Annotated in this window: 22 protein-coding genes; 12 read left to right on the top strand and 10 right to left on the bottom strand. The window is 73.3% G+C overall.

The features are described 5' to 3' along the window. Positions 1 to 13: 13 nt before the first annotated feature. Positions 14 to 1030: a GDP-mannose 4,6-dehydratase gene (locus ACRAS8_RS11240; RefSeq protein WP_438485800.1), complete on the bottom strand. Its 1017-nt coding sequence runs from the start codon at positions 1028 to 1030 to the stop codon at positions 14 to 16. Continuing rightward, on the bottom strand, positions 1027 to 2193 hold the full coding sequence (locus ACRAS8_RS11245) for a UDP-N-acetylglucosamine--N-acetylmuramyl-(pentapeptide) pyrophosphoryl-undecaprenol N-acetylglucosamine transferase (RefSeq protein WP_438485801.1): 1167 nt from the start codon (positions 2191 to 2193) through the stop codon (positions 1027 to 1029). The genes ACRAS8_RS11240 and ACRAS8_RS11245 overlap by 4 nt, the downstream gene beginning before the upstream one ends. 62 nt (positions 2194 to 2255) lie before the next feature. Between ACRAS8_RS11245 and ACRAS8_RS11250 the strand changes: the two genes are divergently transcribed. Next, on the top strand, positions 2256 to 2990 hold the full coding sequence (locus tag ACRAS8_RS11250; RefSeq protein WP_438485802.1) for a response regulator transcription factor: 735 nt from the start codon (positions 2256 to 2258) through the stop codon (positions 2988 to 2990). Continuing rightward, the gene (locus tag ACRAS8_RS11255; protein WP_438485803.1) at positions 2987 to 4405 is read left to right on the top strand and encodes a HAMP domain-containing sensor histidine kinase; all 1419 of its coding nucleotides are present in this window, start codon (positions 2987 to 2989) and stop codon (positions 4403 to 4405) included. The genes ACRAS8_RS11250 and ACRAS8_RS11255 overlap by 4 nt, the downstream gene beginning before the upstream one ends. A 90-nt stretch (positions 4406 to 4495) precedes the next feature. On the opposite strand, the gene ACRAS8_RS11260 is transcribed toward ACRAS8_RS11255, so the two are convergent. From ACRAS8_RS11260 to ACRAS8_RS11275, 4 genes are all read right to left on the bottom strand, one after another. Continuing rightward, positions 4496 to 6235, bottom strand: a complete 1740-nt coding sequence (locus ACRAS8_RS11260) for an acyl-CoA mutase large subunit family protein (RefSeq protein ID WP_438485804.1) — start codon at positions 6233 to 6235, stop codon at positions 4496 to 4498. A 387-nt stretch (positions 6236 to 6622) separates the two neighbouring features. Then, entirely contained in the window at positions 6623 to 6955 is a 333-nt protein-coding gene (locus tag ACRAS8_RS11265) for a DUF3817 domain-containing protein (RefSeq protein ID WP_438485805.1), read from the bottom strand. A 141-nt stretch (positions 6956 to 7096) separates the two neighbouring features. Next, complete coding sequence (locus tag ACRAS8_RS11270) at positions 7097 to 7630, bottom strand: MarR family winged helix-turn-helix transcriptional regulator (RefSeq protein ID WP_438485806.1); 534 nt, start codon at positions 7628 to 7630, stop codon at positions 7097 to 7099. A gap of 43 nt (positions 7631 to 7673) precedes the next feature. Beyond that, entirely contained in the window at positions 7674 to 9014 is a 1341-nt protein-coding gene (locus ACRAS8_RS11275; RefSeq protein ID WP_438485807.1) for an MFS transporter, read from the bottom strand. A gap of 79 nt (positions 9015 to 9093) precedes the next feature. On the opposite strand from ACRAS8_RS11275, the gene ACRAS8_RS11280 reads away from it, so the two are divergent. After that, a complete protein-coding gene (locus ACRAS8_RS11280) occupies positions 9094 to 10083 on the top strand; it encodes a DUF5937 family protein (protein ID WP_438485808.1) in 990 nt (329 codons plus the stop codon). A 12-nt stretch (positions 10084 to 10095) separates the two neighbouring features. On the opposite strand, the gene ACRAS8_RS11285 is transcribed toward ACRAS8_RS11280, so the two are convergent. Beyond that, positions 10096 to 10404 carry an MTH1187 family thiamine-binding protein gene (locus tag ACRAS8_RS11285; protein ID WP_438485809.1) on the bottom strand — a complete coding sequence of 103 codons (309 nt, stop codon included), beginning with the start codon at positions 10402 to 10404 and terminating at the stop codon, positions 10096 to 10098. Further along, positions 10401 to 10751 (bottom strand): DUF3817 domain-containing protein, encoded by a 351-nt coding sequence (locus tag ACRAS8_RS11290; RefSeq protein ID WP_438485810.1) that lies wholly within the window; start codon positions 10749 to 10751, stop codon positions 10401 to 10403. The genes ACRAS8_RS11285 and ACRAS8_RS11290 overlap by 4 nt, the downstream gene beginning before the upstream one ends. Before the next feature lie 293 nt (positions 10752 to 11044). Here ACRAS8_RS11290 and ACRAS8_RS11295 point away from each other — a divergent pair, with 293 nt between their 5' ends. The 4 genes from ACRAS8_RS11295 to ACRAS8_RS11310 all read left to right on the top strand — a co-directional run bounded on the left by ACRAS8_RS11295 (position 11045) and on the right by ACRAS8_RS11310 (position 13709). Next, positions 11045 to 11683, top strand: coding sequence for an AIM24 family protein (locus ACRAS8_RS11295; RefSeq protein ID WP_438485811.1), 639 nt, complete (start codon positions 11045 to 11047; stop codon positions 11681 to 11683). Then, complete coding sequence (locus tag ACRAS8_RS11300; protein ID WP_438485812.1) at positions 11683 to 12333, top strand: AIM24 family protein; 651 nt, start codon at positions 11683 to 11685, stop codon at positions 12331 to 12333. The genes ACRAS8_RS11295 and ACRAS8_RS11300 overlap by 1 nt, the downstream gene beginning before the upstream one ends. Continuing rightward, the gene (locus ACRAS8_RS11305) at positions 12330 to 13103 is read left to right on the top strand and encodes an AIM24 family protein (protein WP_438485813.1); all 774 of its coding nucleotides are present in this window, start codon (positions 12330 to 12332) and stop codon (positions 13101 to 13103) included. The genes ACRAS8_RS11300 and ACRAS8_RS11305 overlap by 4 nt, the downstream gene beginning before the upstream one ends. Before the next feature lie 129 nt (positions 13104 to 13232). Continuing rightward, complete coding sequence (locus tag ACRAS8_RS11310; protein ID WP_438485814.1) at positions 13233 to 13709, top strand: MarR family winged helix-turn-helix transcriptional regulator; 477 nt, start codon at positions 13233 to 13235, stop codon at positions 13707 to 13709. A gap of 365 nt (positions 13710 to 14074) precedes the next feature. Here ACRAS8_RS11310 and meaB read toward each other — a convergent pair whose 3' ends face one another. Both meaB and ACRAS8_RS11320 read right to left on the bottom strand, forming a co-directional pair. Then, positions 14075 to 15034, bottom strand: coding sequence for a methylmalonyl Co-A mutase-associated GTPase MeaB (gene meaB, locus ACRAS8_RS11315; protein WP_438485815.1), 960 nt, complete (start codon positions 15032 to 15034; stop codon positions 14075 to 14077). 87 nt (positions 15035 to 15121) lie between these two features. Further along, positions 15122 to 16297: an acetyl-CoA C-acetyltransferase gene (locus ACRAS8_RS11320; RefSeq protein ID WP_438490421.1), complete on the bottom strand. Its 1176-nt coding sequence runs from the start codon at positions 16295 to 16297 to the stop codon at positions 15122 to 15124. Positions 16298 to 16461: 164 nt separating this feature from the next. On the opposite strand from ACRAS8_RS11320, the gene mce reads away from it, so the two are divergent. From mce to ACRAS8_RS11345, 5 genes are all read left to right on the top strand, one after another. Next, the gene (gene mce, locus ACRAS8_RS11325) at positions 16462 to 16902 is read left to right on the top strand and encodes a methylmalonyl-CoA epimerase (RefSeq protein ID WP_438485816.1); all 441 of its coding nucleotides are present in this window, start codon (positions 16462 to 16464) and stop codon (positions 16900 to 16902) included. A 208-nt stretch (positions 16903 to 17110) separates the two neighbouring features. Beyond that, positions 17111 to 21526 carry a polarized growth protein Scy gene (gene scy, locus ACRAS8_RS11330; RefSeq protein ID WP_438485817.1) on the top strand — a complete coding sequence of 1472 codons (4416 nt, stop codon included), beginning with the start codon at positions 17111 to 17113 and terminating at the stop codon, positions 21524 to 21526. Positions 21527 to 21640: 114 nt separating this feature from the next. After that, positions 21641 to 22579, top strand: coding sequence for a cellulose-binding protein (locus tag ACRAS8_RS11335; RefSeq protein ID WP_438485818.1), 939 nt, complete (start codon positions 21641 to 21643; stop codon positions 22577 to 22579). A 147-nt stretch (positions 22580 to 22726) separates the two neighbouring features. Beyond that, complete coding sequence (locus tag ACRAS8_RS11340; protein ID WP_438485819.1) at positions 22727 to 23752, top strand: ABC transporter ATP-binding protein; 1026 nt, start codon at positions 22727 to 22729, stop codon at positions 23750 to 23752. A gap of 2 nt (positions 23753 to 23754) precedes the next feature. Continuing rightward, positions 23755 to 24528, top strand: coding sequence for an ABC transporter permease (locus ACRAS8_RS11345; RefSeq protein ID WP_438485820.1), 774 nt, complete (start codon positions 23755 to 23757; stop codon positions 24526 to 24528). Positions 24529 to 24629 lie beyond the last annotated feature (101 nt).

The following is a 24629-nucleotide window of genomic DNA, read 5'->3' on the forward strand; positions in this document are numbered from 1 at the left end:
CGGCCGCCGCGTCTCACACCTGGTAGCGGTCCGCGCGGAACAGATGCAGATGCTCCGCCACCCACTCCGACGTCCGCGCCAGCCCCTCCTTGAGCGAGACCTCCGGCTCCCACGAAGCCCACTCCCGGGCCCGGGAGTTGTCCGACAGCAGCCGCTCCACCTCGCTGCCCGACGGCCGCAGCCGCGCCGCGTCTACCACCACCTCCGCGTCCCGCCCGGAGGCCGCGATCAGCGCCTCGGCCAGCGTCCCGATGGCGATCTCCCGGCCGCTGCCGAGGTTGACGACCTGCCCCAGCGCCCGGTCGCAGTCGGCCAGCGCCAGGAACCCGGCCGCGGTGTCGGTGACGAACGTGAAGTCCCGGGTCGGGGTGAGCGAGCCGAGCCTGATCTGCCGGGCGCCGGCGTGCAGTTGGGCCAGGATCGTCGGGATCACCGCCCGGGCGGACTGCCGGGGCCCGTAGGTGTTGAACGGCCGCACCACCGTCACCGGCAGCTCGAAGGCGTGCCAGTGGGACAGCGCCATCATGTCGGCGCCGATCTTCGAGGCGGAGTACGGCGACTGCGGCTGGAGCGGGTGGTCCTCAGCGATCGGCGCGGTCCGCGCGGTCCCGTACACCTCGCTGGTGGAGGTGTGCACCATCCGCCGCACGCCGTGCCGGCGGCACGCCTCCGCGACGTTCTCGGTGCCCACCACGTTCGTCTGCACATAGGCGCCGGGCGAGTCGTAGCTGTACGGGATGCCGATCAGCGCGGCCAGGTGGAAGACGGTGTCGCAGCCGGCGACGGCGTCCATCACCCGGCCCGCGTCCCGCACATCGCCGGCGACCATCTCGACCGGGCCGCCCGGCACCAGATAGCGCGCCAGGTTCCCCTTCTCCGCGTACGGCTTGTAGTGGACGAAGGCGCGCACCTCGGCGCCCGCCGCCACCAGCAGATCGACCAGCGTCGAACCGATGAACCCCTCGGCCCCGGTGACCAGGACCTTCCGTCCGGCCCACGGGCTCGGGCTGCTCGTGCTCTGCGTGCTCATGCTGACTCCTTCAGGGTGGTGACGAGGTGGTGGGGTTGGGGGTGGCCGGCCAGCGCCAGGGTCCGGGCGGCCAGCAGGTCGGCGGCGCGGGCGTGCGTACCGGGGTCGGCGGCCGCGCCCATCGCGGCCAGCCGGGCCGGATCGGCCAGCAGCGGGGTGACCAGCGCGTCCAGCCGGTCGGCGGTGGCCTCCGCGTCGGGCAGCAGCAGCGCCGCCCCGGCGTCGGAGAGCACCCGGGCGTTGTGCGTCTGGTGGTCGCCGGGCGCGTGCGGATACGGGACGAGGACGGCCGGCATGCCGATGGTGGCCAGTTCGGCGACGGTCGCCGAGCCGGCCCGGCAGAGCACCAGGTCGGCCGCCGCGTACGCCAGGTCCATCCGGTCCAGGTACGGCACCGCCTCGGCGACGGCCGCCCCGCCGTTCGCCTCCAGGGCCGCGCGGGCGCCGTCCAGCGCCGCCGGCCCGGTCTTGATCAGCAGCCGCATCCGGTTCCGCGCCAGATAGCGGCCGGCCAGCCCGACGGCGGCCTCGGTGAGCCGGGCGGCGCCCAGACTGCCGCCGTTGACCAGCAGCAGCCGCGCCTCCTCCGGGATGCCCAGGGCCCGGCGGGCGGCCTGCCGCAGCGCCACCCGGTCCAGCCCGGCCAGCGGCCCGGACAGCGGCATCCCCACCGTCTCGGCCCGCTCGCCGCCCGCCAGGTGGGGGCGGCTGCGGTCGAAGGCCAGGGCGATGTGCGGGGTGAGCCGGGCGGCGAACTTGTTGGCCCGGCCGGGCACCGCGTTGGATTCGTGGATCAGGCTGGGCAGCCCCGCCATCCGGGCCCCGACGATCACCGGGGCGCTCGGGTAGCCGCCCATCCCGACGGCGACCTGGGCGCCCTGCGCCCGCAGGATCGCCCGGCACTGGGCGCCCGACCGCAGCAGCGCGGCCGGCAGCAGATAGCGTCTGGCGCCCAGCGACGGGTCGAAGGGGATCATGTCGACGGTGTGCAGCCGGTAGCCGGCCTGCGGGATCAGCCGCGTCTCCAGACCGCGGTCGGTCCCCACGAAGGAGATCACCGCGTCCGGCACGGCCCGGCGCAGCGCGTCGGCGAGGGCGAGTCCGGGATAGATGTGGCCGCCGGTGCCGCCCGCACCGATCACGACCGAGAGTGGTGTGCGCATGGCCGCCACGCTCGTCCGCCGCCTTAAGAACGTTCTAAGACGGCGTTTGGGAGCCTGGTCCCATGACCGCACGCCCCGCACCCGCGCCCGAGAGCCCGCCGCCGGCCGCCCCCCGGATCCTGGTCGTCGACGACGAACCGGAGGTCCGCGCCGCCGTGGCCGACGGACTCGCCGTCGAGGGCTACGAGGTCCGCCGCGCCGCCGACGGCCTGGCCGCGCTCTCCGAGGTCGCCACCTGGCAGCCCGACGCGCTGGTCCTCGACGTGATGATGCCGGTGCTGGACGGCCTGGCGGTCTGCCGCCGGCTGCGCGCCCTCGACGACCGCACCCCGATCCTGGTCCTGACCGCCCTGGACGCGGTCAGCGACCGGGTCGACGGCCTGGACGCCGGCGCCGACGACTACCTGGTCAAGCCGTTCGCCCTGGACGAGCTGATCGCCCGGGTCCGCGCCCTGCTGCGGCGGGCCGCGGCCGCCGCGGCCGACGACTCCCGGCTGGCCTTCGCCGACCTGGTCGTCGATCCCGCCACCCGCACCGGCCACCGCGGCGCCCGGCCGCTGGAGTTCAGCCGCACCGAGTACACCCTGCTGGAACTGCTGCTCCAGCACCCCGGCCAGGTGCTGCCGCGGGAGACGATCCTGGAGCGGGTCTGGGGCCGGGACTTCGGCCCGGACTCCAACTCCCTGGCCGTCTACATCGGTTATCTGCGCCGCAAGCTGGAGGCCGGCGGCGAGCCCCGGCTGGTGCACACCGTGCACGGCATCGGCTACCGCCTGGACCGGCCGGAGGGCACATGACGGGCCGGCGCCGCCTGGGCGGCCGCTGGGTCCGCCGCCGCCCGCTGCGCACCCGGCTGGCGCTGGCCGCCTCCGCCGCGGTCGCCCTGGTCGCGGTCGGCGTCTGCGCCGCCGCGTTCGTCGTCATCCGCGTCCAGATGACCCACCAACTCAACCTCAACGTGGCGCAGACCGCCACCCAGCTCCTCCAGCGGATGCGCGACTGGGGCCCGACCCCGAGCGACGCCACCTGCCAGTACCCGGCCGCCGCCTGCGTCCAGATCGTCCCCGCCGACCCGGCGAAGGACGCCCGCGGCGGGTACCTCCTGCCGGTCGCCGGAGCCACCCGCGAGGTGGCCGCCGGCCGCCGCCGGGCCTACTACACCGACTTCACCGTCGCCGGGTACCCCGTCAGGGTGTTCACCACCCGCATCCCCCACCGGGACGAGGCGATCCAGGTCGCCCTCCGCTCCGACACCGTCGAACGCGGGGTGCGGCAGGCCGCCTTGGCACTGGCCGCGGTCGGCGGCGCGGGCGTCCTGCTGGCCGCCGGCCTCGGCTACTGGGTCTCCCGTACGGGCCTGGCCCCGGTCGCCCGGCTGACCGCCACCGCGGAGCGGATCGCCACCACCCGCGACCCCCGGCACCGCATCGACCTCCCGGCGGGGCCGCCCGGCCACGAGGACGAGGTGACCCGGCTCGCCGCCAGCTTCAACACCATGCTCGGCGAACTGGAGCAGTCCGTCACCGCCCAGCGCCGCCTGGTCGCCGACGCCTCCCACGAACTGCGCACCCCGCTCACCGCGCTCCGCACCAACGCCGAACTCCTCGCCCGCGCAGACCGATTGACGGAGGGTCAGCGCGACCGCGCGTCGGCGGCGCTGACCCGCCAGCTGCGCGAGGTCACCACCCTCGTCAACGACCTGATCGAGCTGGCCCGCGACGAGGAGCCCCGGCCGCTGCTCGAACAGGTCCGCCCGGCCGCCCTGCTGGAGCACGCGGTGGCCACGGCCCGCGAGCACTGGCCGGACGTCACCTTCACCCTCCGCGTCGCCCCCGGGGCGGCGGCCACCGCGCTCCCCGGCGTCCCCGCCCGGCTGACCCGGCTGCTGTCCAACCTCCTGGACAACGCCGCGAAGTTCTCCCCGCCCGGCGGCCCCGTGGAGACCGAACTCGCCTCCGTGGCGGACGAGGTGCACCTCACCGTCCGCGACCACGGCCCCGGCATCGACGCCGACGACCTGCCGTACGTCTTCGACCGCTTCTACCGCGCCCGGGCCGCCCGCGCGCTGCCCGGCTCGGGCCTCGGTCTGGCCATGGCGCGGCAGATCGCCCGCGCACACGGCGCCGAGCTCACCGCGGAGCAGGCGCCGGGCGGCGGCGCGCTCTTCCGCCTGCGGATGCAGGGCGCGGAGCCGCCCGCCGAGGCGGGGTGAGCCTCCCGCCGCGGGGGGGACGGGAAGGCCCGGCACCCCGCCGCGCGGACGGATCCCGCCGCGCGGACGGACGGCGGACGGCGGACGGCGTCAGAAGCCCGCCGGCTCGGTGTACGTGCCCCACTCGTCGCGCAGCGCGCCGCAGATCTCGCCGAGGGTGGCCTCCGCGCGGACGGCGTCCAGCATCGGCCCGATCATGTTGCGGTCGCCGCGGGCGGCGGCCAGCAGTTCCTTCAGCGCGGCCTGCACCCGGGCGTCGTCGCGGGCGGCCTTGCGCTCGGCGAGGGCCCGCACCTGCTCCCGCTCGACCTCGTGGCTGACCCGCAGGATCTCCAGGTCGCCGGTGACCGAGCCCTCGTGGCAGTTGACGCCGACGACCTTCTTCTCGCCCTTCTCCAGGGCCTGTTGGTAGCGGAACGCGGACTCGGCGATCTCGCCGGTGAACCAGCCGTCCTCGATACCGCGCAGGATGCCGGAGGTGATCGGACCGATGGATGGGGTCTCCCCTGCTCGAGCGGAGCCGAGAGCTTGGGGACGCTGCCCGTCCGGCACCGCCCGCGCCCCGCGCTCCGTTATCTGCGCGAAGATCTTCTCCGCGTCCGCCTCGATCCGGTCGGTCAGCGCCTCCACGTACCACGAACCGCCCAGCGGATCGGCGACGTTGCCGACGCCGGTCTCCTCCATCAGCACCTGCTGGGTGCGCAGCGCGATCTCCGCGGCCTGCTCGCTGGGCAGCGCCAGCGTCTCGTCCAGGGCGTTGGTGTGCAGCGAGTTGGTGCCGCCGAGCACCGCGGCCAGCGCCTCCACCGCCGTACGCACCACGTTGTTGTACGGCTGCTGGGCGGTCAGCGAGACGCCGGCGGTCTGGGTGTGGAACCGCAGCCACTGCGCCTTCTCGCTGCGCGCGCCGTAGACGTCGCGCATCCAGCGGGCCCAGATCCGGCGCGCGGCGCGGAACTTGGCGATCTCCTCGAAGAAGTCCACGTGCGCGTCGAAGAAGAAGGACAGGCCGGGCGCGAAGGTGTCGACGTCCAGCCCGCGGGAGAGGCCCAGCTCGACGTAGCCGAAGCCGTCGGCGAGGGTGTACGCCAGCTCCTGGGCGGCCGTCGCGCCGGCCTCCCGGATGTGGTAGCCGGAGACCGACAGCGGCTTGTAGGCGGGGATGCCGTGCGCGCAGTGCTCCATCAGGTCGCCGATCAGCCGCAGATGCGGCTCCGGCTGGAAGAGCCACTCCTTCTGCGCGATGTACTCCTTGAAGATGTCGGTCTGGAGCGTGCCGTTGAGCACCGCCGGATCGACGCCCTGCCGCTCGGCGGCGACCAGGTACATGCAGAAGACCGGGACGGCCGGGCCGCTGATCGTCATGGACGTCGTGACGTCGCCGAGCGGGATGTCCTGGAACAGGACCTCCATGTCGGCCGCCGAGTCGATGGCGACGCCGCAGTGCCCGACCTCGCCGAGCGAGCGCGGGTCGTCGGAGTCGCGCCCCATCAGCGTCGGCATGTCGAACGCCACCGAGAGGCCGCCGCCGCCGGCCTTGAGGATCATCTTGTAGCGCTCGTTGGTCTGCCGGGCGTTGCCGAAGCCGGCGAACTGGCGGATCGTCCACGTCCGGCCGCGGTAGCCCGTCGCGTACAGGCCGCGGGTGAACGGGTACTCCCCCGGCCAGCCGATCCGCTCGAAGCCCTCGACCGAGTCACCGGGGCGCGGACCGTACACCGGCTCCACCGGATCGCCGGAGAGCGTGCTGAAGTCCGCCTCCCGCTTCCGGGCGGAGTCGTACCGGGCCTGCCAGCGGCGGCGCCCCTCTTCGATCGCGTCAGCGTCCATGCCCACGAATTTACTAGGACGTCCAACTATCTGTCGATGGGAAGCGACCCTGAAACACCCCTGAGCCCTCCCGGGCACGGCCCCTGAGCCCTCCCCGGACACGACCCCGGAGGCTCCACGGGGCGCGTCCCCTACGGGTCGCACCTACCCCCGGCCGGGGGGATGCCCGGCACCCGCACACCGAAAACCCGGCAGACGAACCCTGCCCGGCGGACCCACCCGGCAGCCCGCTCCGGCCCCCCAGCCAGAGCCACCCGCCCCGACAGAACCCCCAGCCGGCACCACCACCCACCCCCACCAGCACAAACGCGCCCCTCCCGCAAGGGAGAGGCGCGTGGGGCGCGAAACGGCACCGGCGACGGGCGGGGCCGGGCCGGGCCGCCGCCGTCAGGCCTTGACCGGCTCCGGTGCGGCCTCCGTCAGCAGCGGCTGGACCTCGCGGACCACCTTGCGCTCCACGAAGAACGCGGCCGTCGGGATCGTCCCGGAGACCAGCACCCACAGCAGCTTGCCGAACGGCCAGCGCGCCTTGGAGCCCAGATCGAAGGCGAAGATCAGGTAGATGATGTAGAGCAGGCCGTGGACCTGGGCGACGACGAGCGTCAGGTCCTTGCCGATCCCGAAGCCGTACTTGAACACCATGCAGGCGCACAGGACGAGCAACATGACGGCGGTCACATAGGCCATGGCCCGATAGCGGGTCAGCACGCTCTTTTTCATGACGTCGAGAGTAACCGCTCGCCGAAACCCCGCGACGGCGGGGAGGACGCAATCACCCGGTACCGAGCGAGCACTCCGGACGGCTCACCCCACAGGTCACCCCGTGGGCGCGCGGCACCACCGCGCCGACCCGCGGAAACGCTATTCCGCCGGCTCCGCTGACTCGTCCCGGTCCTCGAAGTCCCCCGCCGCAACGCGCAGCGGCCGGAGCAGCGCGAAGATCTCCGCGCACTCCTCGGCGTCGTACGCGCGCAGCCCGAAGTCCATCGCCATCAGGTCGCGGGTGGCCGCGTCGCACACCTCGCGCCCCTTCTCCGTGATGGACGCCAGGGTGCCCCGGCCGTCCTTGGGGTTGGGCCGCTTGGCGACCAGCCCCGACCTCACCAGCCGGTCGACGGTGTTGGTCACCGAGGTCGGGTGCACCATGAGGCGCTCGCCGATCTTCGACATCGGCAGTTCGCCCGCCTTGGAGAAGGTCAGCAGCACCAGCGCCTCGTAGCGCGCGAAGGTCAGTCCGTACGGCTTGACCACCGCGTCCACCTCGGACAGCAGGATCTGCTGGGCCCGCATGATCGAGGTGATCGCGGCCATGGAGGGCACGGAGCCCCATCGCTGCTTCCAGAGTTCGTCGGCGCGAGCGATCGGGTCAAAGGCAAGGCTGAGCGGCTTCGGCACGCTTCCGACCCTACCCGGCGGTCACATGCTGGTCAGCCCTGTCTCAACTTTCGGTCTCATGGAGTGGTCCGCCCGAAGGGGTCCGCCCCCGCTCCGGCCCGCGGTCCCCGTCCGCCCCGGAGCGCCGCACCACCGCGATCACCGCCAGGACCGCGCCGACGCCCAGTACCCCCGCGGCGGGCATCACCACCGGGAGCGGCGCGTACTGCGCGGCCACTCCGGCCAGCGCCATCGCCAGTCCCATGAGCGTCATCCGGCCCGCCTGCATCACCGTCATCGCCTGCCCCAGCAGTTCCTCGGGGACCGCGGCGACGAACCACCGGTCGACGCCGAAGTTGTACGAGATGCTGGTGCCGGTCAGCACCAGCAGCACCAGGGCCCAGCCCAGCGACGGCCGGGCCGCGAACCCCAGGGACGGCAGCACCGCGAACACCCCCAGGGGGAAGGTCAGCCGCTCCCGGGCCCGCGGCCCCAGCAGCGCCCCCACCAGGGTCTCGGCCACCACCGCCCCGACCGGCATCCCGCACATCAGCAGCCCCTGCCCGGCCGGCCCCACACCCAGCAGGTCCCCGTACGGGACGAGCAGCGCCTCGGGGACGACCACGACCGCCGGCGGCACCCAGGTGAGCAGCAGCAGCGCCCGGACCCGCCGGTCGGCCAGCAGCCGCCGGATGCCGGCCATCGAGGCGCCCAGCAGCGCGCCGCCCCCGTGTCCCCGCGCCGGGCGGGCAGCGGTACCCAGCCACAGCAGCAGCGCCGAAGCGGTGAACGTCGCCGCGGTGACCCCGAGCACCGCCCGGGGCGCCACGGCGGCCAGCAGCAGCCCCCCGGCGGCGAAACCGGCCAGCTGCGCGCCCTGGTTGACGATCCGGATCAGCGAGCGCCCCAGGACGAACAGGTCGCCCTCACCGAGGATCTCGCCGAGCGTCCCCGCCCGGGTGCCGGCGAAGACCGGCGCGACCGCCGCGCTCACGCACCGCAGCCCCAGCAGGACCGCCACCGGCACCCCGGGCAGCACCATCGCCGCGGCCGCCACCGCGCACACCGCGTCGCAGCAGACCAGCACCCGGCGGGCGGGACAGCGGTCGGCGACGGCCGACAGCAGGGTGCCGCCGACGACGTACGGCAGCAGGCCGAGCGCGAACGTCAGCGCGCTGAGCAGCGGCGAGTCGGTGAGCCGGTAGACGAGGACGGAGAGCGCGAGTTCGCAGACCACCACGCCCAGGGAGGAGAGCAGATGGGCGGCGAAGACGCGGCGGAACTCGGGGACGGCGAAAACGGCGCGGTAACCCTTGCCGGCGGGCCCGGCGGCGCCGGACGGGCCGGGGGCGGGCGGGCAGGCGGCAGCGGGGCCCGGTCGTGCGGGCCCGGAAGGCGTCGGCATGGCGCCAGGCTGCCGGGGCCGCCCCGGGCCCCGTAGTGTTTCGGCTCCAGCCGAATCCTGGGGAGGGGAGGGCCCGGCGGTGCCGTTGGAGCTGCATTTCGGCGCGGACGACCTGCTGCGGATCCGGTTCGCGATCTCACCGCTGTGCGAGACCCACGAGGCGCTGCGGACGCTGCGGCGCACCGACCGGCACGGCTACCACCTGCCGTGGCTGCGGCGGATGCGGGAGCGGACGGCGGGGCTGGACCTGTCGCCGCTGTGGCTGTTCATGCCGTCCCCGCGCCCCGGTTACACGCCCGATTTCCTGGGCCGGCCGCCCGAGGTGCCGCTGGCGGACTTCGCCGCGGAACTGGCGCGCCTGCGGGCCACCGATCCGGCCCTGGCCCGCGCCGAGATGGCCAAGTCGCTGGCCTGTACGCCCGGTGCGGCGCAGTCGCCGCGCGGCCGGGCGGCGCTGGCGGACCCGGCGCGCGCGGTACGGGAGCTGGCGGACCTCACCGAACGGGCCTGGGAGGCCCTGGTGGCGCCCGACTGGCCCCGGCTGCGGGCCCTGCTGGAGGCCGAAATCGCCTACCGCTCGCACCAGTTGGCCGGCGGCGGCCTGCGCCGCCTGTTCACCGATCTGCATCCCCGCCTGTCCTGGTCGGACGACGGCACACTGACCGTCCGCACCCGTACGGACTTCGCGCAGCTGCAGGACCTCGACGGCCGGGGCGTGCTGCTGCTGCCGAGCGTCTTCGTGTGGCCGGACGTGATCAGCGGCTTCGACCCGCCGTGGCAGCCGACCGTGATCTATCCGGCGCGCGGCATCGGCGGGCTGTGGCAGGAGCCGTCCGGCGGCCCGGCGCTGGCGCGCCTGCTGGGCGCCAACCGGGCCGCGGTGCTCACCGCCCTGGACGCGCCCGCGACGACCTCGGCGCTCGCCCACCGGCTGGGCCTGGCCCCCTCGTCGGTCTCGGCACACCTGTCCGTACTGCGCGACGCCGGACTGCTGACCTCGCGCCGGCACGGACACCAGGTGCGCTACGAGCGCACACCACTGGGCCTCGCCCTCCTGGCCGGCGGCTGACGGCCGGACCCGTCAGGAGCCCTGCGCGTCCCGGGCCAGATGGCGCTCGACGGTCTCCACCTTCGAGGTGAGGCCGTCGGTGACACCCGGCCGGATGTCGGCCTTCAGCACCAGCGAGACCCGCCCGGCGCGCGCCTCGACGGCGGCCACCGCGCGCTTGACGACGTCCATGACCTCGTCCCATTCGCCCTCGACGGAGGTGAACATGGCGTCGGTGCGGTTGGGCAGGCCGGACTCGCGGACGACCCGGACGGCGTCGGCGACGTACTCGCCGACGTCCTCGCCGACGCCCAGCGGGCTCACGGAGAAGGCGACGATCATGCGTTCACCGTACCTTCCCGGCGGGCCCGGGCAGCGATCACCTGGGCCGCCTCCTCGCGCTTGAGCACCTTGTCCGCGTACAGGCCGCCGAACGGCAGCACCGCGAGGACGAAGAGGAACGCCACCCGCTTGAACGGCCACTTGGTGCGGTTCCAGGCATCCAGGAGCAGCACCAGGAAGATGGTGAACAGGATGCCGTGCAGCAGACCGAGGGGCATGACGAGCTGGTCGTAGCCCAGGAAGATCCGGAAGCCCGTGCCGAATATCAGCAGCGCGGGGAAGGAGAGCGCCTCCGGGATGGATGCCAGGCGCAGTCGGTGCAGGGCGGCGGCGGTCTTGATGTCCACGGGAACCTCGTTCGGGCGGAGGGGAGGCGTCACATTGCCTGCGCAGCGGACACTGCTTACGCAAGGGGATGCTTGTGCAGGAGTTCACAAGCATCCGCCCCATTGTTACAGCCGCTCCGGCGATCACTGCGCCGGGGGCCGCCGGCACCGGGCCGCCCTTACCGGCCGCCGCGGCGGCCGGGCGGCTTCGGGGAAGGATGCGGCCTCGGGGAAGGATCAGGGAGAAAGGTCAGGGTCGGCTCCGGGACGAAAGCCCTGTCCCGCCCCCACCCCCTCCGACTACCGTCTGACCCGTGGCTCAGTTTCGGCTCCAGGGGAGCAAGGTGCTCGCCGTCGACCTGACCGGCGACGCCGTCAAAGCGAAGAACGGCGCGATGGTCGCGTACGACGGCAGCATGACGTTCAAGAAGATGACCGGCGGCGGCGAGGGGCTGCGCGGCATGGTCACCCGGCGGCTGACGGGTGAGCAGATGACGGTGATGGAGGTGAAGGGCAAGGGCACCTGCTATTTCGCCGACCGCGCGAGCGAGATCAACCTCGTCGGCCTCCAGGGCGAGAAGCTGTTCGTGGAGGCGAGCAACCTGCTGTGCACGGAGGCGACGCTGCACACCGGCACGACGTTCACCGGCCTGCGCGGCGCCTCGCAGGGCAACGGCCTGTTCACCACCACCGTGGAGGGCCACGGACAGGCCGCGCTGCTCTCCGACGGCCCGGCCGTGGTGCTGCGGGTCACCCCGCAGTACCCCCTCCAGGTCGACCCGGGCGCGTATGTCGCGCACACCGGGCGGCTGACGCAGCACTTCCAGTCCGGAGTGAACTTCCGCACATTCCTCGGCGAGGGCTCCGGCGAGGCGTTCCAGATCCGCTTCGAGGGCGACGGGCTGGTCTACGTGCAGCCCAGCGAGCGCAACACCGTGGGCGGTGAGGTCTGATGCCGTTCACGGCCCTCAACTCCCGCATGGTGCAGGCCACGATCGCCCCCGGCCGGCGGCTGTTCAGCCAGCGCGGCGCGATGCTCGCCTACCGCGGCGAGGTCACCTTCACCCCCAACATCCAGGGCGGCCAGGGCGGTCTCGGCTCCATGATCGGCCGCCGCGTCGCCGGCGAGGCGACGCCCCTGATGACCGTGGAGGGCAGTGGCACGGTCATGTTCGGCCACGGCGGCCACCACGTCCACGTCGTCGACCTCACCGGCGACACCCTCTACGTGGAGGCCGACCGCCTGCTGGCCTTCGACGACTCGCTCGCCCAGGGCACGATGTTCATGGGCGCGCAGGGCGGCGTGATGGGCATGGTGCGCGGACAGGTCACCGGCCAGGGCCTGTTCACCACCACCCTCCAGGGCCACGGCTCGGCCGCGGTGATGGCGCACGGCGGCGTCATCGAGCTGCCGATCACCCCGCAGCGCCCCGTCCACGTCGACCCGCAGGCGTACGTCGCCCACCGCGGCGACGTCCGCAACCGCCTGTCCACCGCGATCGGCTGGCGCGAGATGATCGGCCGCGGCTCGGGCGAGGCGTTCCAGCTGGAACTGTCCGGCCAGGGCACCGTCTTCGTTCAGGCGTCGGAGGAAAAGCTTTGACCGGTCCCGTGATCCACGACGTCCACACCCTCCCCGCGGACGACAACGTCAACCCGTACGCCTTCAGCGTCGACCTCGACGGCCAGTGGTTCCTCCAGAAGGGGAAGATGATCGCCTACTACGGGCAGATCGACTTCCACGGCATCGGACACGGCCGCCTGGACCGCCTGATCGCCACGAGTTTCCATTCGCCACTGCACGCCGCGGACTGGGTCGTCGCCGAGGGCCGCGGAAAGATGCTCCTCGCGGACCGGTCCTTCGACATCAACTCCTACGACCTGGATGAGGGCAACCTCACTATTCGCTCCGGCAATGTGCTCGCGTTTCAGCCATCTCTCGCCCTGAAGCAGTCGATCATCCCGGGCTTCCTCACCCTCATCGGCACGGGCAAGTTCGTGGCGGCCTCCAACGGCCCGGTCGTCTTCGTCGAGCCCCCGATCCGGGTGGACCCGCAGGCCCTCGTCGGCTGGGCCGACTGCCCCTCCCCCTGCCACCACTACGACCACCAGTACCTGCGGGGATTCCTGGGCGGCCTGCGCGCCCACACCGGAATCGGCGGCGCCTCCGGCGAGGAGCACCAGTTCGAGTTCACCGGCGCCGGCACGGTCCTGCTCCAGTCCACGGAGCAGCTGATGGCGGAGCGGCCGACCGGCGCGCCGCCCGTAGAGGAGGGCGTCCCGGGCGGCGGCGTCCAGGCGCCGGAAAGTGGCTCACAACTGCCGCAGCTGCCCGGCGGCCTGGGGGGCCTCCAGCGCCGCTTCGGGCTGTGAACGGTAGTCTGCGGACGGTGACCTCGAACGTCTGACCAACGGCGGGGCCCGACCGGCCGTCTTACGCAACGTCAAACGTCACACGCCATGACTAATTAACTATTCAACTTTCACGGGTAGAATTCATCCATGACGACCGACAGCGACACTCCCTGGCTGACCGACCAGGAGCAGCGTGCCTGGCGCACCCATCTGGACGTCAGCAGACTGCTGATGCACCAACTGGAGCGCGATCTCCAGCCGTTCGGCCTGACGAACAACGACTACGAGATCCTGGTCAACCTCTCCGAGGCCGCGGACCACCGGCTGCGGATGAGCGACCTGGCCGCCAGCACCCTGCAGTCCAAGAGCCGCCTCTCGCACCAGATCACCCGCATGGAGAACGCGGGCCTCGTGCGCCGCGAGAGCTGCGAGTCGGACCGCCGTGGCCTCTACGCCGTCCTCACCGAGGAGGGCTGGGAGACGATGCGCCGGGTCGCCCCGCACCATGTCGCCTCGGTCCGCCGCCACTTCATCGACCTCTTCACCGCCGAAGACCTCGACGCCCTCCGCGCCTCCCTCACCCCCGTGGCCGAACACCTCCGCAAACACCGCGGCAACCCCTGACCGATCACCCAGCCCTGCAACCCTGGCCGATTACACAAAGTAATCATCCGGGAACTCCTGGCTCCCCTCCTTCGTTGCCGAAACAAGGAAGGAGGCACACGGCACCCGAGGCAGCCCGGCAACCACCGGGGGGAACGCCCCCGGCCGCGGGCGAACGACCAGCCCCGCGCCGGCCCAGCCGACGACGTGAGACCCAGCCGACGACGTGGGGCGGCCGCAACCGAAGCCGGCCAGGACCCGGCGGAACCCGCAACTCGCCACCGCCACATCTGGTGCGAGAGTCCGCCCCAACGCGCACAACTCCCCACCGCCACAACGCGGGAGGCCGGCCCCCGGCCAGCCCCCGGTCCCGTCCCCCCGTCCCGTCACCCCCCGTTCGTCAGCCCTGCCACCAGTTCGTCCGCTGCCCGGTACGGGTCCGTCTCGCCGGCGACGATGCGTTCGGCGAGTGCGTCGAGGTGGCGGTCGCCGGACAGGTCGCCGATGCGGGAGCGCAGCGTGGTGACGGCGATCGTCTCGACCTCGTGGGCCGCGCGGGCCAGCCGGCGCCGCGCCAGGACGCCGTGCTCCTCCATCCAGGCGCGGTGCTTGTCGAGGGCTTCGAGGACCTCGTCGACGCCCTCGCCGCGGGCCGCCACGGTCTTGACGATCGGCGGCCGCCAGTCGCCGGGGGCGCGGGCCTCGCCCAGGCCCAGCATGTGGTTCAGCTCGCGCGCGGTGGCGTCGGCGCCGTCCCGGTCGGCCTTGTTGACGACGTAGACGTCGCCGATCTCCAGGATTCCGGCCTTGGCGGCCTGGATGCCGTCGCCCATGCCGGGGGCCAGCAGCACCACGCTGGTGTCGGCCTGGGAGGCGATCTCGACCTCGGACTGGCCGACGCCCACGGTCTCCACCAGGATCACGTCGCAGCCGGCGGCGTCCAGCACGCGGATGGCCTGCGGGGCGGCCCAGGCCAGCCCGCCGAGGTGGCCGCGGGTGGCCATCGAGCGGATGTAGACGCCGGGGTCCGAGGCGTGTTCGCTCATCCGGACCCGGTCGCCGAGCAGGGCGCCGCCGGAGAACGGCGAGGACGGGTCGACGGCGAGCACGCCGACCCGCTTGCCGGCCTTGCGGTAGGCGGTGACCAGCGCGGACGTCGTGGTGGACTTGCCGACGCCGGGCGAGCCGGTGAGGCCGACCACGTACGCGCCGCCGGTGAGCGGCGCCAGTGTCGCCATCACCTCGCGCAGCTCCGGCGCCGCCCCCTCGACGAGGGAGATCAGCCGGGCCACCGCCCTCGGGCGGCCCTGCCGGGCCTGTTCCACCAGCTGGGGGACGTCCACCATCGCGCTCGGCTCCTTCGACCTCGACTCACTGGCTGGTACGCGCTGCTGCCGCGCCGCGCGCCGGCGCCCGGCCGGCGCGCGGTCCGGTCACTTGCCCGGTACGCGGATGATCAGCGCATCGCCCTGGCCGCCGCCCCCGCACAGGGCCGCGGCGCCGATACCGCCGCCGCGCCGGCGCAGCTCCAGCGCGAGGTGCAGCACGATACGGGCGCCGGACATGCCGATCGGGTGCCCCAGCGCGATGGCACCACCGTTGACATTCACCTTTTCCGGGGAAACCCCGAGATCCTTCATTGACTGCACGGCGACCGCCGCGAACGCCTCGTTGATCTCGATCAGGTCGAGGTCGGCGACGTCCAGGCCGTCCTTGGAGAGCGCGTGCCTTATGGCGTTGGAGGGCTGCGACTGCAGGGAGTTGTCGGGGCCGGCGACGTTGCCGTGCGCGCCGATCTCGGCGATCCACTCCAGGCCCAGCTCCTGCGCCCTGGCCTTGCTCATGACGACCACGGCGGCGGCGCCGTCGGAGATCTGCGAGGAGCTGCCAGCGGTGATGGTGCCGTCCTTGGCGAAGGCCGGGCGGAGCTTGCCGAGGCTCTCCGCGGTGGTCTCGGCGCGGATGCCCTCGTCCTTGCTGAAGAGCACCGGGTCGCCCTTGCGCTGCGGGATCTCCACGGGGGTGATCTCCGCCTCGAACAGGCCGTTCTTCTGGGCGGCGGCGGCCCGCTGGTGGGAGAGCGCGGCGATCTCGTCCTGCTCGGCGCGGCCGAGGCCGAGGCGGGTGTTGTGCTTCTCGGTCGACTCGCCCATCGCGATGCCCTCGAAGGCGTCGGTGAGGCCGTCGTGGGCCATGGCGTCGAGCATCTCCACCGCGCCGTACTTGAAGCCCTCACGGGACTTGGGCAGCAGGTGCGGGGCGTTGGTCATGGACTCCTGGCCGCCGGCCACGACGATGTCGAACTCGCCGGCGCGGATGAGCTGGTCGGCCAGGGCGATGGCGTCGAGGCCGGAGAGGCAGACCTTGTTGACGGTCAGCGCGGGGACGTTCATGGGGATGCCGGCCTTGACCGCGGCCTGGCGTGCCGGGATCTGCCCCGCCCCGGCCTGGAGCACCTGCCCCATGATCACGTACTGCACCTGGTCGCCGCCGATCCCCGCGCGGTCCAGCGCCGCCTTGATGGCCACTCCGCCGAGGTCGGCCCCGGAGAAGCTGCGCAGCGAGCCGAGCAGGCGGCCCATGGGGGTGCGTGCCCCGGCCACGATCACGGAGGTGGTGCCGTTCGTTGCAGACATACGATGCGGCCTTCCTTTGCAGGGAAGTTAACGAGGGTTCCCGTCAATGTACTGAGGGGTAGTCGCCGGGTCACCGGCAAGCGGGTGTGATCGCGCGCACGTTGCGTAACCAGCCGTGCGAGCGGTGCACTGGAGCCATGCTGACGCGAATCGACCACATCGGGATCGCCTGTTCCGACCTCGACCGGACCGTCGAGTTCTACCGTGCCACGTATGGCTTCGAGGTGTTCCACACCGAGGTCAACGAGGAGCAGGGGGTCCGCGAGGCGATGCTCAAAATCAACGGGACCTCGGACGGCGGCGCCTCGTACCTGCAGTTGCTGGAGCCGACCCGGGAGGACTCGGCGGTGGGCAAGTGGCTGGCCAAGAACGGCGAGGGGGTGCACCACATCGCGTTCGGCACGGCGGACGTCGACGAGGACTCCGAGGCCATCCGCGGCAAGGGTGTCCGGGTGCTCTACGACGAGCCGCGGCGCGGTTCGATGGGGTCGCGGATCACCTTCCTGCACCCCAAGGACTGCCACGGTGTGCTGACCGAACTCGTCACCGCGGCGCCCCCGGACGCGACTGACCACTGACCTTCCGCTTCCCCGGCCGGTAGAGTGCAGCTTCGGCCGGGGAACGGGAATGGGGCTCGGTCCATACTCTGCCGATGATCTGACACCATTTCTTCGGAAGGGTCAGCTCCGAAGGGGGCGAGTTCGGTACACCGTGGGGTGTGCGGGACCCGCGCCGCAGGGCCGGAGCCGGCCGCCGCCATGACCAGGGGACGGATGGGACCGCGCAGTGCGGGGCAACGAGCGCCAGGAGCGTCAGTGGGCTGAGGCCGACCACCTCTCGCAGTTCGAAGCCGAGATGGAGCGGCTGAAGACCGAGCGGGACAGGGCCGTCCAGCACGCCGACGACCTCGGGTACCAGGTCGAGGTGCTGCGCGCCAAGCTCCACGAGGCGCGTCGCAACCTCGCCTCCCGGCCTGCCTACGACAATCTCAGTCACCAGGCCGAACAGCTGCTGCGCAATGCGCAGATCCAGGCCGACCAGCTGCGCTCGGACGCCGAGCGGGAGCTGCGCGAGGCGCGGGCGCAGACCCAGCGGCTGCTGCAGGAGTCCGCCGAGCGGCAGGCCCGTATGGAGGCCGATCTGCATGCCGAGGCGGTCGCCCGCCGGCAGCGGCTGGACGAGGAGCTGAACGAGCGCCGGCAGACGGTCGAGTCGCACGTCAACGAGAACGTGGCGTGGGCGGAGCAGCTGCGGGCCCGTACGGAGTCCCAGGCGCGCCGGCTGATGGAGGAGTCGCGGGCGGAGGCCGAGCAGGCGCTGGCGGCGGCGCGCGCCGAGGCGCAGCGGCTGGCGGACCGGGCCCGGGAGCGGCTGGGGACGGCCGCGGAGGAGGCCCGTGCCGAGGCGGAGTCGATCCTGCGCCGGGCGCGTACGGATGCCGAGCGGCTGCTGAACGCGGCGTCGAGCCAGGCGCAGGAGGCGACGGACCAGGCGGAGCAGTTGCGCTCGGCGGCGGGTTCGGAGTCGGAGGAGGCGCGCCGGCAGGCGGCCGAGTTGACGCGGGCCGCCGAGGAGCGGGTGCGGGAGGCCGACGGCGCGCTGCGGGAGGCGCGGGCCGAGGCGGAGAAGCTGCTGGAGGAGGCGCAGCAGTCGGCCGCCAAGCGGCTGTCGGCCGCTGAGTCGGAGAACGAGCAGCGCGCGCGGACCGCCAAGGCGGAGGTGGCCCGGCTGGTGGCCGAGGCGACCAAGGAGGCCGAGGCGCTGAAGGCGGAGGCCGAGCAGCTGCGGGCGGATGCCCGGGCGGAGTCGGAGCGGCTGCTTTCGGAGGCGCAGGAGTCGGCGCGGTCGAAGGCGGCGGAGGATTCCGCGGCGCAGTTGGCGAAGGCCGCGCGGTCGGCCGAGGAAATGCTGTCGAAGGCGTCGGAGGACGCCAAGGCCACGACGAAGGCCGCCGCCGAGGAGGCGGAGCGGCTGCGTCGGGAGGCCGAGGCGGAGGCGGACCGGCTGCGTGAGGAGGCGCACGACACCGCCGAGCAGTTGAAGGGTGCGGCGAAGAACGACACGAAGGAGTACCGCGCCAAGACCGCCGAGCTGCAGGAGGAGGCGCGGCGGCTGCGCGGTGAGGCGGAGCAGCTGCGGGCGGATGCGGTCGCCGAGGGCGAGCGGATTCGTGGTGAGGCGCGCCGGGAGGCGGTTCAGCAGATCGAGGAGGCGGCCGGGACCGCCGAGGAGCTGCTGGCGAAGGCCAAGTCGGATGCGGAGGAGACCCGTTCGGGCGCGGTCGCGGAGAGCGAGCGGGTGCGGACGGAGGCCATCGAGCGGGCGGCGGCGCTGCGGCGGCAGGCCGAGGAGGCGCTGGAGCGGGCTCGTGACGAGGCCGAGCAGCTGTTGCTGGAGGGTACGCAGGCCGCCGAGGAGCTGACGGGCGAGGCGGAGAAGAGCGCGGCGAAGCTGCGGGCCGAGGCCGAGGAGGCCGCGGAGGAGCGGCGGGCGGAGGCGCAGGCGGAGCTGGACCGGCTGCGTGCGGAGGCCGAGGAGAAGCTGGCGGCGGCGGAGGAGTCGCTGCGGGAGGCGCGGGCCGAGGCGGAGCGGCTGCGGCGGGAGACGCAGGAGGAGGCGGCCCGGCTCAAGGCGGAGGCCGCGGAGCGGCGCCGGTCGTTGCAGCAGCAGGCCGAGGAGGAGGCCGAGCGGCTGCGCGAGGAGGCGGCCGGGGATGCGGCGGCGGCGCGTGCGGAGGCCGAGGCGGCGGCGGCGCGGCTGCGGGGCGAGGCCGCGGCGGAGGCCGAGCGGCTGAGGGCGGAGGCGCAGGAGACCGCGGACCGGGTGCGTGCGGAGGCGGCCGCGGCCGCGGAGCGTACGGGCGCGGAGGCGGCGGAGGCGCTGGCCGAGGCGCAGGAGGAGGCGGCGCGCCGGCGTCGGGAAGCCGAGCAGCTGCTGGCGGAGGCGCGCGAGGAGGCGCACCAGGAGCGGACGGCGGCGCGGGAGCAGAGCGAGGAGTTGCTGGCGTCGGCCCGTACGCGGGTGGGCGAGGCGCAGGCGGAGGCCGAGCGGCTGGTCGAGGAGGCGGACCGGCGGGCGGCGGAGCTGGTGGCGGCGGCCGAGCAGACCGCGCAGCAGGTGCGGGACGCGGTGGCGGGGCTGCACGAGCAGGCCAACGAGGAGATCGCGGGGCTGCGTTCGGCGGCGGAGCATGCCGCGGAGCGGACGCGGACCGAGGCGCAGGAGGAGGCGGACCGGGTCCGCGGGGATGCCTACGCCGAGCGGGAGCGTGCGTCGGAGGACGCGGCGCGGCTGCGCCGGGAGGCGCAGGAGGCGACGGAGGCCGCCAAGTCGCTTGCCGAGCGGACGGTTTCGGAGGCGGTCGAGGAGGGCGAGCGGCTGCGGTCGGAGGCGGCCGGGGTGCTCGACGAGGCGCGCCGGGATGCCAACGCGGCGCGGTCGGAGGCGGCGGAGCAGGCCGACCGTCTGGTGTCGGAGGCGACGGCCGAGGCCGAGGAGTTGGTCGCGGAGGCCACCGCGGAGGCGGCGGAGCTGCGGTCGGAGGCGGACGGGCTCCTGGACGGGGCGCGCCGGGACGCCGACGCGGCGCGGTCGGAGGCGACGGCCGAGGCGGAGAAGCTGGTCGCGGAGGCGACGGCGAAGGCCGGGAAGCTGGTCGGGGACGCCACGGCGAAGGCGCAGCAGCTGCGGACGGACGCGTCGGACGCGTTGGCGTCGGCGGAGCAGGACGCGGCGCGGGCGCGGGCCGAGGCGCGGGACGACGCGAACCGGATGCGGTCGGAGGCGGCGGAGCAGTCGGAGCGGCTGCTGGGCGAGGCCCGTGCGGAGGCCGAACGGATCGTCACCGAGGCGGCGGAGCTGACGTCTTCGGCGCAGGACGACGCGGATCGCGCGGTGCGGGAGGGCCAGGAGGCCGCGGAGCGGCTGCGGGCCGAGGGTGAGCAGCGGGCGCAGCGGATGGTGGCGGAGGCCACCGAGGCGGCGGAACGGCTGCGGGCCGAGGCGGCGGAGGCGCTGGAGAGTGCCCGTGCGGAGGCCGAGCGGACGGCCGACGAGGCGCGTTCGGCGGCGAACCGGACGCGGGCCGAGGCGGCGGCGCAGGCCGACGAGTTGGTGGCGGAGGCGGCCGGCGAGGCGGAGCGGCTGCGGTCGGAGGCGGCGGAGCGGACCGCGGAGGCGGAGCGGGCGGCGGACCGTGCCCGGGCCGATGCCCGTGAGCAGGCGGACCGGATGGTCGCGGAGGCGACGGCGGAGGCGGACCGGCTGCGGGCCGAGGCGGCGGAGACGGTGACGTCGGCGCAGGAGCACGCGGCGCGGACGCGTGCGGAGTCGGCGAAGGTCCGTGCGGACGCGGAGGAGGCCGCGGAGCTGGCCCGTGCCGAGGCGCAGGAGGAGTCGGAGCGGCTGCTGGACGAGGCGCGCAAGGATGCCGCGCAGCGGCGGAGCGACGCGGCGGAGCAGGCCGACGAGTTGATCGCCAAGGCGCGGGAGGAGGCGCTGAAGACGGCGACGGGTGCGGAGGAGCAGGCCGACGCGATGGTCGGGGCGGCGCGCAAGGAGGCCGACCGGATCGTCGTGGAGGCCACGGCCGAGGGCAACGCGCGGGTGGAGAAGGCCCGTACGGACGCGGACACGCTGCTGGGCGAGGCGCGGCGGGACGCGACGGCCATAAGGGAGCGCGGGGAGGAGCTGCGGGCCCGGGTCGAGGCCGAGGTCGAGGAGCTGCACGAGCGGGCTCGCCGGGAGTCGTCGGAGACGATGAAGAACGCCGGCGAGCGGGTGGACAAGCTGATCGCGCAGGCGACCGCGCAGCAGGTGGAGGCCGAGGAGAAGGCCGACAAGCTGATGGCGGATGCCAACAGCGAGGCGAGCAAGGTCCGGATCGCGGCGGTGAAGAAGGCCGAGGGTCTGATCAAGGAGGCCGAGAACAAGAAGGCCGAGGCGGTGCGCGACGCGGAGCGGATGCGGGCCGAGGCGAAGGAGGAGGCCGCGCGGATCGTGGCCGAGGGCAAGCGCGAGCTGGAGGTGTTGGCGCGCCGTCAGCAGGACATCAACACCGAGATCTCCCGTGTCCAGGACGTGCTGGAGGCGTTGGAGTCGTTCGAGGTGCCTGCGCAGGGCGGGGAGGGCAAGGGCGGGGCGGTGAAGGCCGCCGCGGGCGCCGGGACAACTCGTTCGAGTGGCAAGTCGTCTGAAGGGTAGCCACTCAAATGAGGGGTCATTCTCCACTTCAAACGCGCAATGACTCGATGACACGCCGTTAAGGCCCCTAGGATTCCCCTTATCACCTCACCGGTCTCTTTCGACAGGAACCCCATGAGCGACACTTCCTCCCCCTTCGGCTTCGAGCTCGTGCGGCGTGGGTACGACCGCGGTCAGGTGGATGACCGCATTACGAAACTGGTCGCGGACCGCGACAGTGCGCTGGCCCGTATCACCTCGCTGGAGAAGCGCATCGAGGAGCTGCACCTCGAGACGCAGAACGCCCAGGCTCAGGTCACCGACGCCGAACCCTCCTACGCGGGCCTCGGGGCGCGCGTGGAGAAGATCCTCCGCCTGGCGGAGGAGGAGGCCAAGGAGCTGCGCGAGGAGGCCCGGCGGGCCGCCGAGCAGCACCGTGAGCTGGCCGAGTCGGCCGCCCAGCAGGTCCGTAACGACGCCGAGCAGTTCGCCGTGGAGCGGAAGGCGAAGGCGGAGGACGAGGGCGCCCGGATCGTCGAGAAGGCGAAGGGCGAGGCGGCCACGCTGCGCGCCGAGGCGCAGAAGGACGCCCAGTCCAAGCGTGAGGAGGCGGACGCCCTCTTCGAGGAGACCCGCGCGAAGGCCGCGCAGGCCGCCGCGGACTTCGAGACGAATCTGGCGAAGCGCCGCGAGCAGTCCGAGCGGGATCTGGCGTCGCGTCAGGCGAAGGCGGAGAAGCGGCTGGCGGAGATCGAGCACCGGGCGGAGCAGCTGCGTCTGGAGGCGGAGAAGCTGCGGACGGACGCGGAGCGCCGGGCCCGGCAGACGGTGGAGACCGCGCAGCGGCAGGCCGAGGACATCGTGGCGGACGCCAACGCCAAGGCCGACCGGATCCGCAGCGAATCGGAGCGCGAGCTGGCGGCGCTCACCAACCGCCGCGACTCGATCAACGCGCAGCTGACCAACGTCCGGGAGATGCTGGCGACGCTGACGGGTGCGGCGGTGGCCGCGGCCGGTGCGCCGGGCGACGAGGAGTCGGTGACCCGCGGGGTGCCGGCCCAGCAGAGCCGCTGACGCGCGGAGGGTTTCGGGCCGTCCGTTCGTGCCCCCGTATCGCCGTTGTGGCGGTGCGGGGGCACTGTCGTGCCGGGGGGCGGGGGCGGTCCTCCGGGCGGCGCGTCCCGGTGGCGGGGGTCCGGGGGCGCCCCTAGCGTGCTGTGCATGATCGAGTTGACGGGGCTGACGAAGCACTACGGCGACACGGTCGCGGTGGACGGGCTGACGTTCACGGTGCGGCCGGGGATCGTCACCGGCTTCCTCGGTCCCAATGGTGCGGGGAAGTCCACCACCATGCGGATGGTGCTCGGTCTGGACAATCCGACGGCCGGTTCGGTGCGGATCGACGGGCGGCGCTACCGGGAGTTGCGGAATCCGCTGACGTATGTGGGGGCGCTGCTGGACGCGCGGGCGATGCACGGCGGCCGGAGCGCGGTGAACCATCTGCGGTGTCTGGCGCAGAGCAACGGTATTCCGCCGTCGCGGGTGGCGGAGGTGCTGCATCTGGTGGGGCTGACGTCGGTGGCGCGGAGGCGGTCGAAGGGTTTTTCGCTGGGGATGGGGCAGCGGTTGGGGATCGCGGCGGCGCTGCTCGGCGATCCGCGGATCCTGATGTTCGACGAGCCGGTCAACGGGCTGGATCCGGAGGGCATCCAGTGGATCCGGAATCTGATGAAGACGCTCGCCGCGCAGGGGCGGACGGTGTTCGTGTCGTCGCATCTGATGAGCGAGATGGCGCTGACCGCGGAGCATCTGGTGGTGATCGGGCAGGGGCGGCTGCTGGCGGACACGTCGATGGCGGAGTTCATCCGGGAGAACTCGCGGTCGTATGTGCGGCTGCGGTGTCCGGAGCGGGAGCGGTTGCTGGAGGTGCTGTACGGGGAGGGCATCCGGGCGGTGGCGGGGCCGCAGGGGGCGGTGGAGGTGGACGGGGTGCCGGCGGAGCGGCTGGGTGAACTGGCGGCCGCGCACCGGCTGGTGCTGCATGAGCTGAGTCCTCAACACGCTTCGTTGGAGGAGGCGTTCATGCAGTTGACGGCGGGGGCGGTGCAGTACCACGGGCACCGGGCCGGGCCGGCCGGGGGGCCACGGGGTGGGTGGCCGCCGCGGCCGGTGGTGCCGCAGGGGGCGTTCTCGGTGGGGCCGCCGCCGGGCGGCCGGGGGCAGGGCTGGCAGCGGAGGAGGAGCTGAGGATGGCGGTGGTCGGGCAGGGCCTGCGGTCGGAGTGGACAAAGATCCGGTCGGTGCGGTCGACGGTGTGGACGCTGGGTGTGGCGGTGGTGGTGACCCTCGTGGTGGGCGTGCTGATCTGCACGCTGGCCCGGAAGGACTTCGACTCGATGCCGGACGAGCGGAGGCTCGCCTTCGATCCGACCGCCATCAGCTTCGCCGGGATGGGGCTGGGGCAGCTGGCGCTGATCGTGTTCGGGGTGCTGGTGGTGTCGAACGAGTACAGCACCGGGATGATCCGGGCGTCGCTGGCGGCGGTGCCGCAGCGCGGGGTGTTCCTCTTCTGCAAGCTGACGGTGGCCACCGCGCTGGTCCTGGCGGTCGGGATGGTGACGAGCTTCGCGACGTTCTTCGTGGGGCAGGTGGCGCTGGGCGAGCACCGGGCCTACCTGGACGATCCGGGGGTGCTGCGGGCGGTGATCGGCGGCGGGCTGTACATGACGATGATGGGGCTGTTCTCGATGGCGGTGGCCACGATGCTGCGCAGTCCGATGCTGTCGCTCGGCATCCTGATGCCGTTCTTCTTCCTGGTGTCCAACATCCTCGGGAACGTCTCGGCGACCCGGAAGGTCGGCCGTTACCTCCCGGACCAGGCGGGTTCGCGGATCATGCAGGTGGTCCCGCCGGTCGGCGACGAGACGCCGTACGGGCCGTGGGGCGGGTTCGCGATCATGGCGGGGTGGACGGTGGCCGCGCTGCTGGCCGGATACCTGCTGCTGCACCGGCGGGACGCCTGACGGCCGCGCGGGGCGCCGGCCGCCGCCCTCCGCTTCGGCGTCTTTGGCGGGAACCGTCAACGCCCCGATAGCCTCATAACCCTCACGGGGGCACGAGGGCG

Origin of the sequence: Streptomyces sp. S186, assembly GCF_051603415.1 — a bacterium.
Lineage (GTDB): Bacteria > Actinomycetota > Actinomycetes > Streptomycetales > Streptomycetaceae > Streptomyces.

Bases quoted from the DNA above. Each gene is read 5' to 3' on its own strand.
- ACRAS8_RS11240 (WP_438485800.1), bottom strand. From the start codon at position 1,030: ATGAGCACGCAGAGCACGAGCAGCCCGAGCCCGTGGGCCGGACGGAAG.
- ACRAS8_RS11245 (WP_438485801.1), bottom strand. From the start codon at position 2,193: ATGCGCACACCACTCTCGGTCGTGATCGGTGCGGGCGGCACCGGCGGC.
- ACRAS8_RS11250 (WP_438485802.1), top strand. From the start codon at position 2,256: ATGACCGCACGCCCCGCACCCGCGCCCGAGAGCCCGCCGCCGGCCGCC.
- ACRAS8_RS11255 (WP_438485803.1), top strand. From the start codon at position 2,987: ATGACGGGCCGGCGCCGCCTGGGCGGCCGCTGGGTCCGCCGCCGCCCG.
- ACRAS8_RS11260 (WP_438485804.1), bottom strand. From the start codon at position 6,235: ATGGACGCTGACGCGATCGAAGAGGGGCGCCGCCGCTGGCAGGCCCGG.
- ACRAS8_RS11265 (WP_438485805.1), bottom strand. From the start codon at position 6,955: ATGAAAAAGAGCGTGCTGACCCGCTATCGGGCCATGGCCTATGTGACC.
- ACRAS8_RS11275 (WP_438485807.1), bottom strand. From the start codon at position 9,014: ATGCCGACGCCTTCCGGGCCCGCACGACCGGGCCCCGCTGCCGCCTGC.
- ACRAS8_RS11285 (WP_438485809.1), bottom strand. From the start codon at position 10,404: ATGATCGTCGCCTTCTCCGTGAGCCCGCTGGGCGTCGGCGAGGACGTC.
- ACRAS8_RS11300 (WP_438485812.1), top strand. From the start codon at position 11,683: ATGCCGTTCACGGCCCTCAACTCCCGCATGGTGCAGGCCACGATCGCC.
- ACRAS8_RS11310 (WP_438485814.1), top strand. From the start codon at position 13,233: ATGACGACCGACAGCGACACTCCCTGGCTGACCGACCAGGAGCAGCGT.
- meaB (WP_438485815.1), bottom strand. From the start codon at position 15,034: ATGGTGGACGTCCCCCAGCTGGTGGAACAGGCCCGGCAGGGCCGCCCG.
- mce (WP_438485816.1), top strand. From the start codon at position 16,462: ATGCTGACGCGAATCGACCACATCGGGATCGCCTGTTCCGACCTCGAC.
- ACRAS8_RS11335 (WP_438485818.1), top strand. From the start codon at position 21,641: ATGAGCGACACTTCCTCCCCCTTCGGCTTCGAGCTCGTGCGGCGTGGG.
- ACRAS8_RS11340 (WP_438485819.1), top strand. From the start codon at position 22,727: ATGATCGAGTTGACGGGGCTGACGAAGCACTACGGCGACACGGTCGCG.
- ACRAS8_RS11345 (WP_438485820.1), top strand. From the start codon at position 23,755: ATGGCGGTGGTCGGGCAGGGCCTGCGGTCGGAGTGGACAAAGATCCGG.